At 44.0% G+C, this 14,862-nt stretch carries 17 protein-coding genes; 12 read left to right on the plus strand and 5 right to left on the minus strand.

Annotated features, from left to right (window positions below):
* The first annotated feature begins 88 nt into the window (after window positions 1–88).
* From TOL9009_RS0100885 to TOL9009_RS37320, 3 genes are all read left to right on the plus strand, one after another.
* Window positions 89–2,656 (plus strand): M23 family metallopeptidase, encoded by a 2,568-nt coding sequence (locus TOL9009_RS0100885; RefSeq protein ID WP_199341258.1) that lies wholly within the window; start codon window positions 89–91, stop codon window positions 2,654–2,656.
* A 205-nt stretch (window positions 2,657–2,861) separates the two neighbouring features.
* Window positions 2,862–3,395: a hypothetical protein gene (locus tag TOL9009_RS0100890; RefSeq protein ID WP_029630517.1), complete on the plus strand. Its 534-nt coding sequence runs from the start codon at window positions 2,862–2,864 to the stop codon at window positions 3,393–3,395.
* A 10-nt stretch (window positions 3,396–3,405) separates the two neighbouring features.
* A complete protein-coding gene (locus TOL9009_RS37320; protein ID WP_051502722.1) occupies window positions 3,406–4,053 on the plus strand; it encodes a hypothetical protein in 648 nt (215 codons plus the stop codon).
* Window positions 4,054–4,143: 90 nt separating this feature from the next.
* Here TOL9009_RS37320 and TOL9009_RS46725 read toward each other — a convergent pair whose 3' ends face one another.
* The 3 genes from TOL9009_RS46725 to TOL9009_RS48680 form a co-directional block, all read right to left on the minus strand.
* Complete coding sequence (locus tag TOL9009_RS46725; protein ID WP_051502723.1) at window positions 4,144–5,091, minus strand: DUF5895 domain-containing protein; 948 nt, start codon at window positions 5,089–5,091, stop codon at window positions 4,144–4,146.
* Between the two features lie 225 nt (window positions 5,092–5,316).
* A complete protein-coding gene (locus tag TOL9009_RS48675) occupies window positions 5,317–5,577 on the minus strand; it encodes a transposase family protein (RefSeq protein ID WP_260675812.1) in 261 nt (86 codons plus the stop codon).
* Window positions 5,578–5,689: 112 nt separating this feature from the next.
* Window positions 5,690–6,241 carry a helix-turn-helix domain-containing protein gene (locus tag TOL9009_RS48680; protein ID WP_072022070.1) on the minus strand — a complete coding sequence of 184 codons (552 nt, stop codon included), beginning with the start codon at window positions 6,239–6,241 and terminating at the stop codon, window positions 5,690–5,692.
* A gap of 86 nt (window positions 6,242–6,327) precedes the next feature.
* On the opposite strand from TOL9009_RS48680, the gene TOL9009_RS46730 reads away from it, so the two are divergent.
* A complete protein-coding gene (locus tag TOL9009_RS46730; protein ID WP_186227442.1) occupies window positions 6,328–6,489 on the plus strand; it encodes a hypothetical protein in 162 nt (53 codons plus the stop codon).
* A gap of 89 nt (window positions 6,490–6,578) precedes the next feature.
* On the opposite strand, the gene TOL9009_RS0100915 is transcribed toward TOL9009_RS46730, so the two are convergent.
* A complete protein-coding gene (locus TOL9009_RS0100915; protein ID WP_029630518.1) occupies window positions 6,579–7,499 on the minus strand; it encodes an AraC family transcriptional regulator in 921 nt (306 codons plus the stop codon).
* 177 nt (window positions 7,500–7,676) lie between these two features.
* Here TOL9009_RS0100915 and TOL9009_RS44945 point away from each other — a divergent pair, with 177 nt between their 5' ends.
* The 8 genes from TOL9009_RS44945 (at window position 7,677) to TOL9009_RS0100955 (ending at window position 13,843) form a co-directional block, all read left to right on the plus strand.
* Window positions 7,677–7,802 carry an SDR family NAD(P)-dependent oxidoreductase gene (locus TOL9009_RS44945; RefSeq protein ID WP_199341608.1) on the plus strand — a complete coding sequence of 42 codons (126 nt, stop codon included), beginning with the start codon at window positions 7,677–7,679 and terminating at the stop codon, window positions 7,800–7,802.
* Between the two features lie 228 nt (window positions 7,803–8,030).
* Window positions 8,031–8,765 (plus strand): SDR family oxidoreductase, encoded by a 735-nt coding sequence (locus TOL9009_RS0100925; RefSeq protein ID WP_029630520.1) that lies wholly within the window; start codon window positions 8,031–8,033, stop codon window positions 8,763–8,765.
* A gap of 161 nt (window positions 8,766–8,926) precedes the next feature.
* Window positions 8,927–9,979, plus strand: coding sequence for an aldo/keto reductase (locus TOL9009_RS0100930; protein ID WP_029630521.1), 1,053 nt, complete (start codon window positions 8,927–8,929; stop codon window positions 9,977–9,979).
* A complete protein-coding gene (locus tag TOL9009_RS0100935) occupies window positions 9,976–10,341 on the plus strand; it encodes a hypothetical protein (RefSeq protein WP_029630524.1) in 366 nt (121 codons plus the stop codon). The genes TOL9009_RS0100930 and TOL9009_RS0100935 overlap by 4 nt, the downstream gene beginning before the upstream one ends.
* A gap of 76 nt (window positions 10,342–10,417) precedes the next feature.
* Complete coding sequence (locus tag TOL9009_RS0100940; protein ID WP_029630526.1) at window positions 10,418–10,729, plus strand: helix-turn-helix domain-containing protein; 312 nt, start codon at window positions 10,418–10,420, stop codon at window positions 10,727–10,729.
* A gap of 82 nt (window positions 10,730–10,811) precedes the next feature.
* Entirely contained in the window at window positions 10,812–11,063 is a 252-nt protein-coding gene (locus TOL9009_RS0100945) for a hypothetical protein (protein ID WP_029630527.1), read from the plus strand.
* 303 nt (window positions 11,064–11,366) lie between these two features.
* A complete protein-coding gene (locus TOL9009_RS0100950) occupies window positions 11,367–13,253 on the plus strand; it encodes a type IV secretory system conjugative DNA transfer family protein (protein ID WP_029630529.1) in 1,887 nt (628 codons plus the stop codon).
* A 335-nt stretch (window positions 13,254–13,588) separates the two neighbouring features.
* Window positions 13,589–13,843: a hypothetical protein gene (locus TOL9009_RS0100955; RefSeq protein ID WP_029630531.1), complete on the plus strand. Its 255-nt coding sequence runs from the start codon at window positions 13,589–13,591 to the stop codon at window positions 13,841–13,843.
* A 51-nt stretch (window positions 13,844–13,894) separates the two neighbouring features.
* Here TOL9009_RS0100955 and TOL9009_RS0100960 read toward each other — a convergent pair whose 3' ends face one another.
* Complete coding sequence (locus TOL9009_RS0100960; RefSeq protein WP_029630533.1) at window positions 13,895–14,536, minus strand: hypothetical protein; 642 nt, start codon at window positions 14,534–14,536, stop codon at window positions 13,895–13,897.
* Window positions 14,537–14,862 lie beyond the last annotated feature (326 nt).

A 14,862-nucleotide genomic window follows, 5' to 3' on the forward strand; every position in this document is an offset into this window, starting at 1 on the left:
TTGATAGAACCAATTTTTAAAGAGTGTTGGTTAATTTAATTTGTCAATTTTGAATGATTTGTAGCTACAAATCATTTGAAGGTTCTTTATGAGACTTCCAAAAACGAATACTACTTTTATCTATTTTTTGAAAACATTTTTGCTGCCGTCAAAGACAACTTTTGAAGAAAGTGTTGAACCGACAATGATTAGAAGATTACCCAGATATTGGCGCTTTCTGACTTGCATATTTTCTGCCTTTTTAATCATTTCCAGTTTTCTAACATTTCCGGTAAGTGCGGTGGGACAGACTCTTAGTGATGGAAGTCTGCCTACACGGATTTGGGAAGTCAAGAGTGCTGAGAAACAAGGAAATCCCACTAAAACGAATGTTCTTTTACCGGATTGGAAGCAGATAACATTCAGTCAGATGCCGCCGATTAGTAAATCCGGTAGCATTAATGCTAGTGAGTACACGCAAGCCGTTGGTTACGACTTAAGCCGCAGCTGGCAGACTGGGCAAACTCCCGATCAATATATGAAGCTGGGGGATGTAAGCCAAGCTTTGCAACCTGAACTGCTTTCGGTTGGGGCGATCGCACAAGCTACGGGTTTGAATTTAAATCAGGTTGCTTTGAGTACTTTTACTCTGGTTGCCGAGCAGACTTTAGACCAATTAGTTAAAGCAGTGCCGATGACGGGACAATTTAATGTCCGAGATGTTGCTCCAGTTGCTGCTTTGCTTGGCACGTCATCTGTGGGCGATGTATCCGATCTTCAAATTGCTCAAGTACTAGCTCAAAATCCTCAACTAGGGCAACTAAAGCTTGGGGAAATAGATTTGAGCCGTTACTCAGTTTCTTCCATTCCTAATTTAGACAGCACACCACTCCAACAGTTTACAGGCTGGCAGAACACTTTTATTAAAGACGTGCCAGGACTGAACACTTTGCCTCTGGCTGCGATGCCTAATCCCATTGCTGAACTTGGCAGTTTGGTAATGCGGATCGATATGGTTTATGGCAAAGCTGAAGCTAAACGAACTAATACCGTTTCTGGCTCTGATGTCCAGGGGTTTTCAGTTCCCTGTGAGGGAAATGATTGTGCCTACGTTGAGCTTGACGATTTAGAAAATCAAGGTCGAGCAGCTCGCGGATCGTTGGAAGGAAAACAGTGGATTTCGGGTAAATACCAGGAAGTAGAGGGAGGTTGGGGCTGTTTAAAAGGTTTTAACGGTGGCAAAGAGCCAACCGGGAGATTGCCGTTTGGCAGTTCTTTTAAAGTGGTGATTTGGGATACGGATGAAACGACCGATAGCATTACCACTGCTTTGTTTTTCCGGTTTTGCAGTCCTTGCGGATGTACGCCTTACTTTATTGGACCAGTTCCCTTCTTCACTTATCGGGTCAATTCTCCAATATTTGTGGGGACTTTGAATGAAAGGCTTGTTACTGCTGCTTACATGCCGACTCAGGTTCAACCAGAAGTGATGTCTTCATCAGCATCGACACCCAAACCTGTTCAAGATGCTGTTTCCACTGCTAATATACCTTGTTCTTCTGCGAAAACATCTGGGGCATCTTTGCAAGGGATCAACCTAGATGCTTTAGGTCGTGCGATCGCTGGTATCGAAAGTAATGATCAGTCTGATGGTTTCGGTCTTTATGTTTGTGCTGATAAAGGACAGAACTGTGGGCGTGCTTTAGGAAAGTACCAAGATATGTCCTACAACCCCTACGCGGTGAAGGTGATTAGCAGTAAACCAGGTGGTGAGGCGTGGCTCTTGAAAATTCGCTCTGGCGGGGAGATAACGAAGCAAGAACTTTTTCAGTTTTATCCCCCTGCGGATCAAGAAGCAGTCTTCAAAGCTTCGTTGCGAGACAAGATTGCTTCTACATCTGAGCAGATTGATCCTAAAACTGGGAAGCCTTACTTAGGCGATTCTCTTTTGGAGACCCTACCTGTTAGCGAAGCTTACCGAAGGTATCGCTTAATTGAGCGAGTAGCGCAGAAACATTTTGGGGGCGAATACTCCAAAGTTGACTCTGGTGCAAGCGATATATATGGTCGATTGAGTATTTACACTTATGGTTTTGACGCTTTGAAACGATACAAGTCAGAGGCGGGTGGTACTTTGACTAACACTGCTTGTACTCCTACTGCTTCTGCGTCCTTTAGTCTTCCTACGTCTCCTACAACGCAAAAAAGTGGAGCGAGTAATTCTTCATCAGCCCTTAAAGCGACGAACAACTATGTCAAACCTTCAAACGGGCTAATAACCAGTAATTTCGGTTGGCAGACTCACCCGGTCACTGGTGTGCGGAAAATGCAGAATGGTATTAATTATACCGCACCTCTTGGAAGCTCGGTCAAAGCAGCTGATGGTGGTGTTGTTAAGTCGGTTGTCTCTAACTGTAGTCAAGGTCAGAGCAGCTGCGGTGGCGGCTACGGGAATTGGATTGAAATCGACCACGGTAACGGTAGAACCACTCGGTACGCTCACCTGCAATCTGGAAGCGTCAAGGTTAACCCAGGAGACACAGTTTCTCAAGGGCAAGTGATTGGTGGAATTGGCAGCACGGGATTGTCAACAGAACCACACCTGTATTTTGAAACCCGCTCCTATGGTAGCCCTGTCAACCCGTCTCAATTTGGACTTATGCAAGCCCACCAGTAAGAGCAAGCATTGTACCAGCGTGCTGTCAATCCGGCTCAATTTGGACTTATGCAAGCCAATTAGAACTTACTCACTAGGAAAGAAAAACGAAAGTCCTGCCAATGAAAGTAAAAAACCAACTAGCATCGTTCCTGTCTGGCTTAGGCTTTACGCCAATTGAGGTTTCAAACTCCTAGTAATGTTGCGATCCGAGGCGTGAATTTCAATGAAAAGACTCATAAAAAGAAGGTTTTTGCAGTTTAGTTGGGGCGTGTTGACTGTCCTGATGATTTCCTTGATCTGCGGGTTGTTTGCCCCAACAAACAGCCAAAGCAGTGAAATAGAGGTTCCGATCGCCTGCGTTCCTAAAAGTATTGGTGTTGTGAGAACAGAACTAGTAACGGCTGTTTCAGAAAAAGGTATTCAATACCGCTTGCTGGATGCTTATACCGAAGAAGCCTCTGTGCCATTTTCTCTGTTGGTTTCTCTCAAGGGCAAATCGTGCCAGATTCTTCTTTCTAATCCCATGAATGACTTTTACCCCTACCACCGTGTAGTGCCGTTGCAAGTAGCGCGACAGCTGGCTTTGGGCGAACTGCGTTACTCCATTGACAAGTTGGGAGGAATAGATAAGTTCCGTGCCACCTTCCAATCTAGATCTCAAGGCTCGTCTTGGGAATTTGCAGAAGAGGACATCTGGGCGTTGCAACTGTTAGGAATCACACCACCCAAAAATATCAAGGTTATTAACGCGAAATAGAGGTAAATCAGTGCCAAAACTAAAATTGCCAAAACATCACGTTTTATCTTCATCCCCTGTTTCTAAACCTCCAAGCTGCTGGATGTCACTTGCCCGTTGGTTCCGTTTTGGGCTTGGGGTTTTCTTGTTGCTTTCATTATTATTGGGAACTGTTGGTTGTAGTTCTAGTGCCGCAACGGTATCTTGGCAGGAAGCATTATCTGTAGTTTCTGTCAAGACTTTAGAACAAATTGTTCAACAAAATACTGAACTCGATCCGACTCAAGCAACTGCGGATGTGCTGGCTTGGACTGTAAAAGGAAAAGCTGAAAAATTGGTTGTTCTTGATTACAATAACTCCGGTGTTTGTGGAGCAGCAGGATGTTTGTACAATGGCTATCTAATTAGTAAAAATGAGCAGTTAAGCCAGGTTTTTTCGAGTTATTTGAACCCTTACTTACCACAGCATCAGCCTTTGTTTCAAGTTGGCAATGCTCCAGAGGAGTCGCTTGGCGTAGACGCGGAGCGGCTTGTCGTTAGACATCGCTCTGATACGGCTTTACCTTGCTTGCAGGTTATGCAGGTGGATAACAACCGACTTCGACAAATGCTCTTTTGCTTCAATGGTCAAAATTATCAGTTAACCAGTAGTCAATTAATTGACAAAAATAGCAAATAATGATTATTCAATGGGATGCACTCTTGGTGCTGCCAAAAAAGATTCCCCCAGTCACGAATGGTGCTGGGGATCTTTTTTAGCTAATTCGGACTATGCTTCATCCTCATCGCTAAAATCATCATCAAAGTCGTCGAACTCCGATTCCTCGTCAAGTTCAAGCTCATCCTCAAAGTCGTCATCCTCTTCAACTTGGTTGATTTTCCGAGGTGGTTTGTTATGACTGCTTGTAGAAGTCTTGGTTTTCTCTGCTGGTTTCCCGGCTGGAGGGAGAACTTTGACTTCAGGTTCAGAAGAGACTGGTAGGGCTGATGTTTCTGTAAATCCAGCGATCGTGTCATGCAGATTCCAGATACTGTTTTTGTGTTGGGGTCTGCCGAGATAAAGCTGCGATAGGTTATCAATTGTTGGTTTTGTATAGTTGAGGGTTTTGCAGCAGTAAGATTTATTGTTTCCTTCGCCTTCCTTAACAGCTTTAAACTGGCAATCAATAACCCCCAATGAGCGCCATTTGTCATTTTTACCGCTAAATGGTACTTTGAAGAAATCTGAAAATGTTTTTTCAAGTAGTCGGTAAAACTCGTCACGAGCTGCTTTGAAGCTCCACAGAGCTACGTTTTTAAAGCGGATCACAATGGGAGTTGAATGAATTGGACGATTGTTTTCGTCCAAGAACACCAGGGCGTGTTCGCTCACAACATCCATTGTTTTCTTGTCGAGGTTTAGTTTGTACTCATCGTACAGTCCAACAACACTGCCACCGACATCGGGGGCGTCGCTTTTATAGCGAATGTATTCAGGTACAAAGCCTAAGACAAGAATTCGGGCTTTAGTGAGTAGCAAACCAGTCACGTCTTCACTAAGTGTGACAGTAGTTAAGTCATCATCATCAGGCATAGCAAACCAATTCGCCTTTTCCAGTTGATCTTCTGGAATGAGAATACCTGCGGGGTTATCATTGATGACAATCCCATAAGGCAAGACGGGGCGGCGGATTTGATTATATTCTGAACCCAGTAATTCGGGGTCAATATCAAATATTGCTTGCTCTTCAACTTGAGTTGCTTCTTGGGAGGTTTCTTGGTCAGCTGCTCTAGTTCTGGATTTAGTTGATTAGACATCTCCGAAAAATACTAATACCTTTCTATGACTGGCTTTCAACGGGCGATCGCCAATTGCAAATATCAGCCACTCTCAACGCTAAAATCAGGGTTTGAGACAGTTTATGTCGATAATAAGGCAAAAGTAAGTACCTATGTGCGCTAATCATAAGCAGGAAAAATAGCAGTATTTTATATTCAAAATACTAAGGTTCCTATTCGGAATCTTACAAGTCCACATATCGTCATGATTATTTTTTCTATATTTACTTGGATTTAATCTAAATCTTTCCGAAGCGACTCTAAATATCTTAATCATACGAATTAAATGTTCGACAAATATTCTTTCAGAGGCTAGTTCTTTATTTTCAATTTTTGTGACAATGTCAATTCTCCTTTTTTTGGTTTTTTTGGTCGGAACTTTAATTGATGGTTCTCCTTCATAACCTTTATCTCCTTGAAATTTTTGATTTTTATTAAAGCTTTTTTTCCTTGCCTAAACAAAGTTATGTCACTTTTTGGTCCTGCTTGTCCCGCAATTATATCAACAATATCTTTCCCATCAGGTAGAACAGTAATTTGGTTTTAAATGTATGATTTTTCTTCTTACCAGAGTAATACTTTTTTTGCTCTTTATACTCTTCCGGTCTCTCTCTAGGCTGTTCGGCGCTATCCACTATAAGTTCATAATCGGTTAAAATTTCTTGCACTATCTCATAGTCACTTGGGTTTTTTTTTACTTGTTCAAGTAAACTTGATGGTAATAGTTCCTGTAACAGGGGAAACCAGTAATTAAATGTATCGTTGGCGGTTGATTCACTCACTCCAAACTGTATACCTAATAATTGAAACGTTGTCAGATGTCTTAAATACGTCAAAGTTAAAAGAATTTGGTCTTCGTTAGATAATTTTACTTTCCGACCACCACCTTTATTTATAATTCTAATTTTCTCAACTTCTATTTTCTGTTGCTTTTCAGTGTGTAAGGCGATCGCCTGTTTTATTAGTTGTTCTAGTTGCTCATATTTTACACCTATTAATCGCTGTGTTTCTTGGGGGTTGTCTTGAATATAACTCAGTATGCCACTCATGTTTTTGTTGGAAAAAGAGAATTTTATACTCTTTTACCAGAAAATGATTCTATTTTGGAGATGTCTATTTGTTATTAGTTCTAACCATGAGGGTGAAAATTAAAGTTTCCGCCCTCATTAGTGGCGGTAGCCACAGATGTTTGTACGAACTCAAAGCAGAAAAGCAAATTGACTCATACCCCAAACCAAAACATTGGCAGCAGATGTACCCGATGTACCCGGCATTGAGCAAAGTGGATTCGGCTTAATAAGTAGGGATGCGGTTACACTAATTACCCGAAGCTTGACCCGAAAATGTGATTCTCTATCTTCTTAGAAAAAGACAGTCGGTCTATGTTCAGGCTATCCGTAAACGTTCAATATCCTTAATTGGCGGTGCACCGAACATACGGGAATATTCGCGGCTGAACTGTGAGGGGCTTTCATAACCGACCTGATAGGCACTATTGGTCGCATCGGCATTCTCGGCAAGCATCAGGTGACGCGCTTTGAATAGTCTTAATTGTTTTTGATATTGCAGCGGACTCATTGAGGTTACTTCCTTGAAATGGCGATGGAACGATGACGCAGACATATTAGCTTGTTCAGCTAGATCCTCAACCCGCATCGGTTTTGTAAAATTAGCCTTGATTAGTTTGATCGTCTCAGCAATGCGCTGCATATTGCTGCCAGATGTGGCAATCTGGCGGACAGCTTTGCCTTGTTCACCCACTAAAAGACGGTAATAGATTTCGCGGATGATCATCGGTGCTAGAAAAGGGATATCCTGTGGTGTATCCAAAAGCTGTGTCAGCCTGATGGCAGAATCAATCAACCGATCCTCGGCATTGCTGATGAACAAGCCTCTAACCGAGTTTTCCTTCTTATCCATGCCTGGGTTGGTTTGGGCAATAATGTCACAGAGTTGGACTGGGTCTAAGTTCAGCTTAAATCCCAGATATGGCTGATCTGGTGTCGCCTCTACAGCAAATCCACAGATTGGCAAATCAACCGAGACAACCAGATATTGAGCTGTGCCATACCAATAGGTTTCCTCACCAAGCAACACTTCTTTTTTGCCCTGAACGACAATGCCGAGGATCGGTTCGCAGACACCACGCATTGCTGTGGAAGCATCAGATTCCCGCATGAATTCTAACTGATTGATCGGCGTTGTATGAACACCGTTCCCCCTGCCGTCAGTGTGCCGAGATACTAATGCCGCCAGTTCTTTACATTTGCTGATAGCCAAAGAGTGGCTCAGTGTTTCAATCGTCATGCTGAATTCTTAACTAATTTAACCATTCTCATGCGCTCATTATAGAAAATATTTCTCCCTTGGTAACGCCTTACTTGGTAGGATTAGGCAATCATATGCGAGGTTTGTGTATTTAGGGAAAGGCTTTTCAAGCTTATGATGAACTTGTACCGAAAGACAAGCTGAAAGGATAAGGCAATGACCATAGACTTGGCAAAAATTGCTTTGGTAACGGGATCGAGCAGAGGGCTGGGCAAAAATACCGCTTTGGCGCTTGCCAAAAAAGGGGCTGATGTCAACAAAAGTATGAAGTATCAAGGATAAAGGATGAAATTACCCCATCAATAAAAAGTATGAAGTATCAAGGATAAAGGATGAAATTACCCCATCAATAAAAAGTATCAAACAAGTCATTTTTTATCCTTCATTCTTTATCCTTTATTGCTGCTTTACTATCCGAGGAAAATAGATGGGTAAATGCCCAGAGAATTGAAGTTTCTGGCGGTCAGTTTCTCTAAATTCCAACCAACATCAACAGCAGGGAAAATAACCATGTTTTACGTAGAAAACAAAGTCATTGCTATCACTGGAGCCAGTAGTGGAATTGGTGAAGCCACCGCTAAATTGCTGTCTCAAAACGGCGCAAAAGTATTGCTGGGGGCGCGGCGCACAGAAAAATTGGAAAAGATTGTTGAAGATATCCGCTCCAATGGTGGTACGGCGGAATTCAAAGCTGTGGATGTCACCAATCGCGAAGATGTAAAAGCCTTTATTCACTTTGCACATACGAAGTTTGGTCGCGTCGATGTCATCTTTAACAATGCAGGTGTGATGCCCCTATCGCCGATGAATGCCCTGAAAGTCGAGGAGTGGGACAACATGATTAATGTGAATATTCACGGCGTATTAAATGGCATTGCGGCGGGTCTACCGATTATGGAAGCGCAAGGCGGCGGACAGTTTATCAATACCGCATCCATCGGCGCACATATGGTAGCACCCACCGGTGTGGTCTATTGCGCGACAAAATATGCTGTTTGGGCGATCTCCGAAGGGCTGCGGCAGGAATCGAAAAATATCCGCGTCACTATTATATCCCCCGGTGTGGTTGAGACAGAACTCGGCTCTGATATCACGGAGGAGTCAGCAAAAGGCTTCTTGAAAGAACTCCGCAAAACTGCACTTACTCCGGAAGCGATCGCCCGAGCCGTCTTATATGCTGTGTCTCAGCCGGATGATGTCGATGTCAATGAAGTGATTGTCCGCCAGACGGCAAGCGCATTCTAAGCATCGGACGACCTTATAAGACAGTTGACACCGCCTCATTCCCTCCGTCTTTTCTTCCGCGCCTCATAATTCTCTCCGTTCCCTTTTTCTGTCTTAAGCTTTATTGTTGCTCCCCAAAACACTTCCACAAATCTTTTTGTTCTAGTTAGAGGAAAAACCCCATGAATCTTACTGCCTTCCGCACTCTTGGTCGCTCCGGACTCATTGTCAGCCCGCTCGCCCTCGGCACCATGACCTTCGGTACTCCACGATGGGGTGCGCCCGACGAGGTTTCCGCGTCGATCTTCAACGCCTACGTCGATGCGGGCGGCAACTTTATCGACACTGCCGATGTCTACTCAAGCGGGTGCAGCGAGGAACTGATCGGCGGCTACATCTCAAACCGCAACCTACGCGACAAGCTGGTGCTTGCCACCAAGTTCACCTTCAACGCCGAATCCGGCAATCCCAATGCCGGTGGTAACGGACGCAAGAACATGTACCGTGCGATCGATCTTTCGCTGCGTCGCCTTTGCACCGATTACATCGACCTCTACTGGATGCACGCCTGGGATATGGTCACACCCGTTGAAGAGGTGCTACAGTCCCTCGGCGACCTGGTGCGTGCTGGCAAGATTCGATACTTCGGTCTCTCAGACCTGCCTGCTTGGTACGCTGTTAAGGCAGCCACGCTAGCTACGGCACACGCCGTTCCCGGACCTATTGCCCTGCAACTAGAATATTCCCTGGTCGAGCGCAGTATCGAGCGCGAACATCTGCCCGCTGCCCACGAGTGTGGACTCGGTATTACTCCGTGGAGTCCGCTCGCGGGCGGTTTTCTGGCTGGCAAGTACTCTAGCACAGACGCGGGTGCCACCGGAGAGGGACGGCTCAGTGGCAGTAATCCCTTCCAGGGGAAGTTCACCAAGTTCACTGATCGTAACTGGCGCGTTCTCGATGCCCTGCGGACTGTGGCGGCACAGGTTGATCGTCCCCTGGCACAGGTTGCCCTCGCCTGGGTCTCGGCGCAGCCCGGTATTACCGCGCCCATTCTGGGAGCAAGCAAGCTTGAGCAACTACACGACAACCTGGAGTCGCTGGACATCCGCCTCACCCCGGAACAGATCCGGACGCTAGACCAGAGCAGTGCGCTCGACCTAGCCTTCCCCTACGGATTCACGGACGACAATGTGAAACGGGGCATCTTCGGTGGTGTGAGCGTCCAGGGCTTTTGATAGCAGCCAAACACAGCTACTTACAAAATATTAAACGTAACTTGCAACCAGATGGTTTGTTTATAGTGGGTGACGAGTTTCTACCGCCTCATAATCCAAATGACCAAGTAGCTTGGCAGGCTGCACTTACTGCTTATCACGATCACATAATTGCGATCGCACAACAGCAAGGTGAAACAATCTTGGCTTCTTTGGAACGAGAAGCGTTAAGGTCAGGTTTGGAGCAAAATGGGGACTTTAAGGTTTCCTGTAGTCAGTATGAGGAGTTCTTATTAACAAATGGATTTACGTTCACCCACAAGAAGATAGATCCATTAAATCAGGACGATGTGGGCGGAGTTTATGTCTATCAGGCGTGGTAGATAAATCAAGGATTGAGCGCACGACACCCCCAACCCAAAACTCGCTAAAATAAGTTTAATCATTAGACTTAAATCAATGATTCAGGAGTCAGAAGGGTACGACGCGCAACGGGTGATTATGCTGCTAAAATTTATGCGCTCCATTCGCAGTAAAGCCTTGCATCCCCGAAACTTCGTTGAAAAATACCAACTGACCCAGGCTCAACTCGCCGAACTCCTCGGCGTGTCCGTGCAGCTTGTCAAAACTTGGTTTGCGCGTGAAGACCCGCGTGAACCAGAACAAAAGTATTTAGACCGACTGGCTGAAATTGATGCTCTCCTCGAAATCAAAAAGGTCATCGACGAAAAAATTCCCCCCCACTTACGTAAGCTGTTTCACCTCGATTAAAGTCTAATCATTAGACTTTTAATCTTGACCTTGCACAGCGGCGAACTTTACTGTGATAAAAAGTCGTTCGTTACTCTTAATTATGATGATCCAGAGCTTTCTCTCCGGCAACGATAACGAAAATGCACCCGTACCTAACACAGCCCAAACAACATCCCCCCACCGAGAATCCATCAAACATCTACTGATTGGTTCTCCCAAAGCTGTGACCAGCACAATTCACGTTTTGCACCAGCTTAATTATGCCCATGTGGGTGATTGGAGCGACCTGTTGCCAACCGCTAATCAAGGAGAAGTAATGAGTATTTTGAGTCGCACAATTTCGGTACAGTAGTAGTTAGTACGGTGAAGAAGAAGAGTTTACGCCCCCAATAGTGGGGGTTATTTTTTAGGTGACGATACTAAATAAAATTATATTTATTCAAGATGAAACTGCTCTTCCTAGCTAAATCTTAACCTTCGCTATAACTTCTTTGCCTTTTGGATCGAACTTCGATTGAAAACCGAATTAATATGTAAAAATTATGCCTATTGACAGAACCAAACTTTTTATATCGTTGCTAAAGTAACTTGTCTATTTTGAGCAGTTTGTAGCTACAAATTGCATTTCAAAACGCTTTAAAAAAATACTTTACTTATGAATTTTCATTATAAGTTTTTGTTAAATCAGCCTGTAACTGCAAGCAGCAAAACAGAATCCCAAATTCCACGTTCTTCAATTGATATGGGCGGATTGTTCAAACAATTCAGTAATCCAGAAGGACTATTAACAATAGGTGGGCTAATTTTTATCCTTTTGGTGCTGCGATTTGTTGGGGGCGGAAAAGGCAAAATTACCACAGGTAAGGTTTGTGGAGTTGCTGAGAAGTTAGCAGCAACCCAACTGGCGCTTAAACAGATCAAGCAGCGCAAACATAACAAGGTTTGCCTTTGGTGTGGTAGTCCTCGTTATTGGTGGAAAGGGAAGAATTTTAAAGGTATGGTTGCTACCGTGCAGACAGCAATAGGTGCGATTCCTACGATTTGGCTTCCTCATGCTGAACGGTCTATTTTGGTAATTGGTGCTCCTGGATCTGGGAAAACTTTTTCAACGATTGATCGCGCCATAGAAAGTGCAATGGTTCAAGGGTTTCCGATTATACTTTACGATAAAAAAGGAGACCAACTCAAGCTCCATGCACCGCTGGCGGCTCGTTATGGCTATAAGGTTCGGGTATTTGCGCCAGGGGAACCCTATTCAGGAGTTATTAATCCTCTTGATTTTATGAAGTCCCCGCAAGACGCAGTAATGGCTGGGGAAATTGGGCAAGTTATTAACAGAAACGCCAGTTCTAGTCAGGGAAAAAGTGATGAGTTTTTCTCCAAAGCTGGAGACTTGCTGGCTAAAGCGATTCTACAGCTAGTTAAGGGGTCTCGCTATCCAGATATGGCAATGGTTTATAGCGTGCTGAGACTGCCCAATTTAGTGAAGCGCATCGACTTTGCCGTGCAGTCTCGTGCTATGGACGAGTGGATAGCTACCAGTTTTAATCAGTTTCTTAGTGCTAAAGAAGCAGAAAAGACGATTTCCGGTATTTTAACGACGGCAGCGGGAACATTTAGTAGTTTTATTCAGGCTGATTTATTAAGGGCTTTTATTGGCAAGTCCGACATTCCCACACGAATTGAAGGTCGGGAGATGATTGTCTTTAAGTTAGACGACGAGCGTCGAAGCGTCGTGGGACCACTATTGGCAGCAGCAATTCATTTGATTGTTGTTTCTAACCTTAGCCGTCCGCGAAAAGACCCTTTAATCATTTCCCTTGACGAGTTCCCTTCAATCCGATTGGATCGGATGCCTCAATGGATTAACGAATACCGTTCTAATGGCGCTTGTTTTATTTTGGGAATTCAAAGTTTGGAGCAGTTGTACGAGGGCTATGGTGAAAAATTAGGGGCAGCGATCGCTAGTGCTTGTAGTACCCATGTTCTATTCAACCCTGGCAACCCCGACACTGCTAAAAAATATTCTGAGCGGTATGGTGAAAAAGAAATTACTCTCAAAAACAAGTCTACCACTCGCTCTAACGGAAACCAGTCAATTAGTTGGAGCGAATCTCTTCAGAAAATGCCGTTGTTCTCAGTGGATGAAATCTTGCGTTTTCCTCCAGGAAAGTGTGTAATCACCAATCCTGGTTACAGTTCCGGTGGAGAAGGCTCAATCCCTTATCCGCTGACTATACCAATTCCGTTGGCAGATTTAAAACGGAAAGATGAGAGCGAGGAACTTTGGGACACGCAGGTGAGGAAGCATTTGGAAAGTCGCGTCCAACTCGCTAGCCTTGACCAGCTAACCGCAGCCCTTTACGAACGTATTGAAGAAGCAGAGCGTATGCTACCGTTGCCAGACGAGGTTGGTAATGTTCCACCGACCAGTACACCAAAGGGCAGAAATAACGCTGTTGATGCTTTAGATTCTGTTGTTCCTAAGAGAGCTAACGTTAGAACTCGCGTTTTTGCACCCCCAGAGATTGGGAGCCGATGACAGATGTAGGAAATAAGGTAGAATTACTTATTGTCCAATTGTTTGCTAGTAAGCTTTGGTAGCAGTAAATTATAATGCACCAACGTTCAATCTGGTCAGCATATTCTTTAATTTCACTCGTGAGAGTCACCAAAGCTTCCGCAATCGAGTATCCATTTGTTTAGACAGAAATTTTTTCGGTTTTTCGTCTAAGTAGCCGCCAAGCGCTCCTATGTAGCACCTTTTGAACAGATAAGCATGGTTGGGCTGGTGGCAGCCGATGTAAAAGTATTTGATATACACAATTGTGTCAAAATTATTGTTAGGAAAGCGGCGATATTGGTATGCAAGAGTAAATGTTTCAAAGACATAAAATTCATGAGCAACGAAACTTAGTTGGTAAGATCAGCTTGGTGATTTTCGATGCTTGCGCTTGGTTTTTGATGGCTTGTTTCTTGGTTTTGGCTATGCTGGCGTTCTACTATCAGTTTGATCGTTGGTACTATTTGTTAGGCATTGCAATTTTGCTTTGCCCAGAGACACCGCTACACCCGCTATTCAAAGTGTTTTCAATTTCTGTAATTTTGGTGTTGCTAAAAGCAATTGTCTAAGTTGTTGAGTTATGGGTAGGAGCGGTGTGAAAGTAGTTTTGTTTAAAAGTGTCAAATTTCTACTTCCTCTATTTCTTCTAAGGTTAGAGCCAGTACTTGATTATAGACAGTAGGTGAGCCAAATATGATTGACAGTTCTCTGTCTTGGCAAATCGGCTGTTCTGTTAATACTGAAACTAACCATTGTTGGGTTTCTTCATGCTGTTGTTGGTTCCAGTAAATTTCGTGTTTTTTAGCTACCTGTTTAGAGTGCAATGCCAAGATTGTCAATTGTAACTGCTCAGGTGTAACCATTAAATACTCTGAAGTTACCCAGAGCTTAACTTTGTCATACCAGTTGAGTTGGGGTTGTCGAATTGCCCACTCAATTAGTCTGACCGATTTTTTTTCAAAGGCTACATTTGTGCTGATCTCGATTACTGCATTGTCGTTATCAAGTTGCAGAGCAGTGCTAAAGTGAGCATCAATTAGTAATTTATCTTTTTTAAGTGTAAATATTTCTGGAACTAGCGATCGCATCTGATCAACGCATTGGTTGATTTGTGGGTGTGCATCCAACAGTGGTTTTACAGGGAGTCCCAGAAAAATTTGCTTTATGACCAGTTGGAGGTTTTTCTGATCAGAGTTGGTTGATGAAGTTAGGGTTTTTGAATTAACCAAAATTCCCAGTTCTGAAATCGTGAGTTGTCGCATGGAAGAATGGAAAGTATTTTAAGTTTCCTTTATCCATGCGGCGATAGCCGCCTCACAAGTACAAAGTACTTTTTTTATTTGTTGAGGAAGCAACGTAGCTCAGAAGCGATCGCGTGGCTTTGAGTGGGTGCTGGTAATTACCGATTGGAGCTACGTCTGTGTGGCTACCGTGTGTTGTAAATTTAGGATTGCTCACCTAATGTCACTGTTACAGCAGATTCCTTTGTTATGAGGTACATAATAGCCCCCTCATCGCTTGCGGGGAGGCAGGGTGGTTTCATACCATCAGAGAAAAATTAAAACCAGTTATCAAAGCCTCTCCCCCC

It is taken from the genome of [Scytonema hofmanni] UTEX 2349 (genome assembly GCF_000582685.1).
GTDB lineage: Bacteria > Cyanobacteriota > Cyanobacteriia > Cyanobacteriales > Nostocaceae > Hassallia > Hassallia hofmanni.

What these genes read in the sequence shown, in the direction of transcription:
- TOL9009_RS0100885 (WP_199341258.1), top strand. Translation starts at nt 89, where the DNA reads ATGAGACTTCCAAAAACGAATACTACTTTTATCTATTTTTTGAAAACA.
- TOL9009_RS0100890 (WP_029630517.1), top strand. Translation starts at nt 2,862, where the DNA reads ATGAAAAGACTCATAAAAAGAAGGTTTTTGCAGTTTAGTTGGGGCGTG.
- TOL9009_RS48680 (WP_072022070.1), bottom strand. Translation starts at nt 6,241, where the DNA reads ATGAGTGGCATACTGAGTTATATTCAAGACAACCCCCAAGAAACACAG.
- TOL9009_RS46730 (WP_186227442.1), top strand. Translation starts at nt 6,328, where the DNA reads ATGAGGGTGAAAATTAAAGTTTCCGCCCTCATTAGTGGCGGTAGCCAC.
- TOL9009_RS0100915 (WP_029630518.1), bottom strand. Translation starts at nt 7,499, where the DNA reads ATGACGATTGAAACACTGAGCCACTCTTTGGCTATCAGCAAATGTAAA.
- TOL9009_RS44945 (WP_199341608.1), top strand. Translation starts at nt 7,677, where the DNA reads ATGACCATAGACTTGGCAAAAATTGCTTTGGTAACGGGATCGAGCAGA.
- TOL9009_RS0100925 (WP_029630520.1), top strand. Translation starts at nt 8,031, where the DNA reads ATGTTTTACGTAGAAAACAAAGTCATTGCTATCACTGGAGCCAGTAGT.
- TOL9009_RS0100930 (WP_029630521.1), top strand. Translation starts at nt 8,927, where the DNA reads ATGAATCTTACTGCCTTCCGCACTCTTGGTCGCTCCGGACTCATTGTC.
- TOL9009_RS0100940 (WP_029630526.1), top strand. Translation starts at nt 10,418, where the DNA reads ATGATTCAGGAGTCAGAAGGGTACGACGCGCAACGGGTGATTATGCTG.
- TOL9009_RS0100945 (WP_029630527.1), top strand. Translation starts at nt 10,812, where the DNA reads ATGATGATCCAGAGCTTTCTCTCCGGCAACGATAACGAAAATGCACCC.
- TOL9009_RS0100950 (WP_029630529.1), top strand. Translation starts at nt 11,367, where the DNA reads ATGAATTTTCATTATAAGTTTTTGTTAAATCAGCCTGTAACTGCAAGC.
- TOL9009_RS0100955 (WP_029630531.1), top strand. Translation starts at nt 13,589, where the DNA reads ATGTTTCAAAGACATAAAATTCATGAGCAACGAAACTTAGTTGGTAAG.
- TOL9009_RS0100960 (WP_029630533.1), bottom strand. Translation starts at nt 14,536, where the DNA reads ATGCGACAACTCACGATTTCAGAACTGGGAATTTTGGTTAATTCAAAA.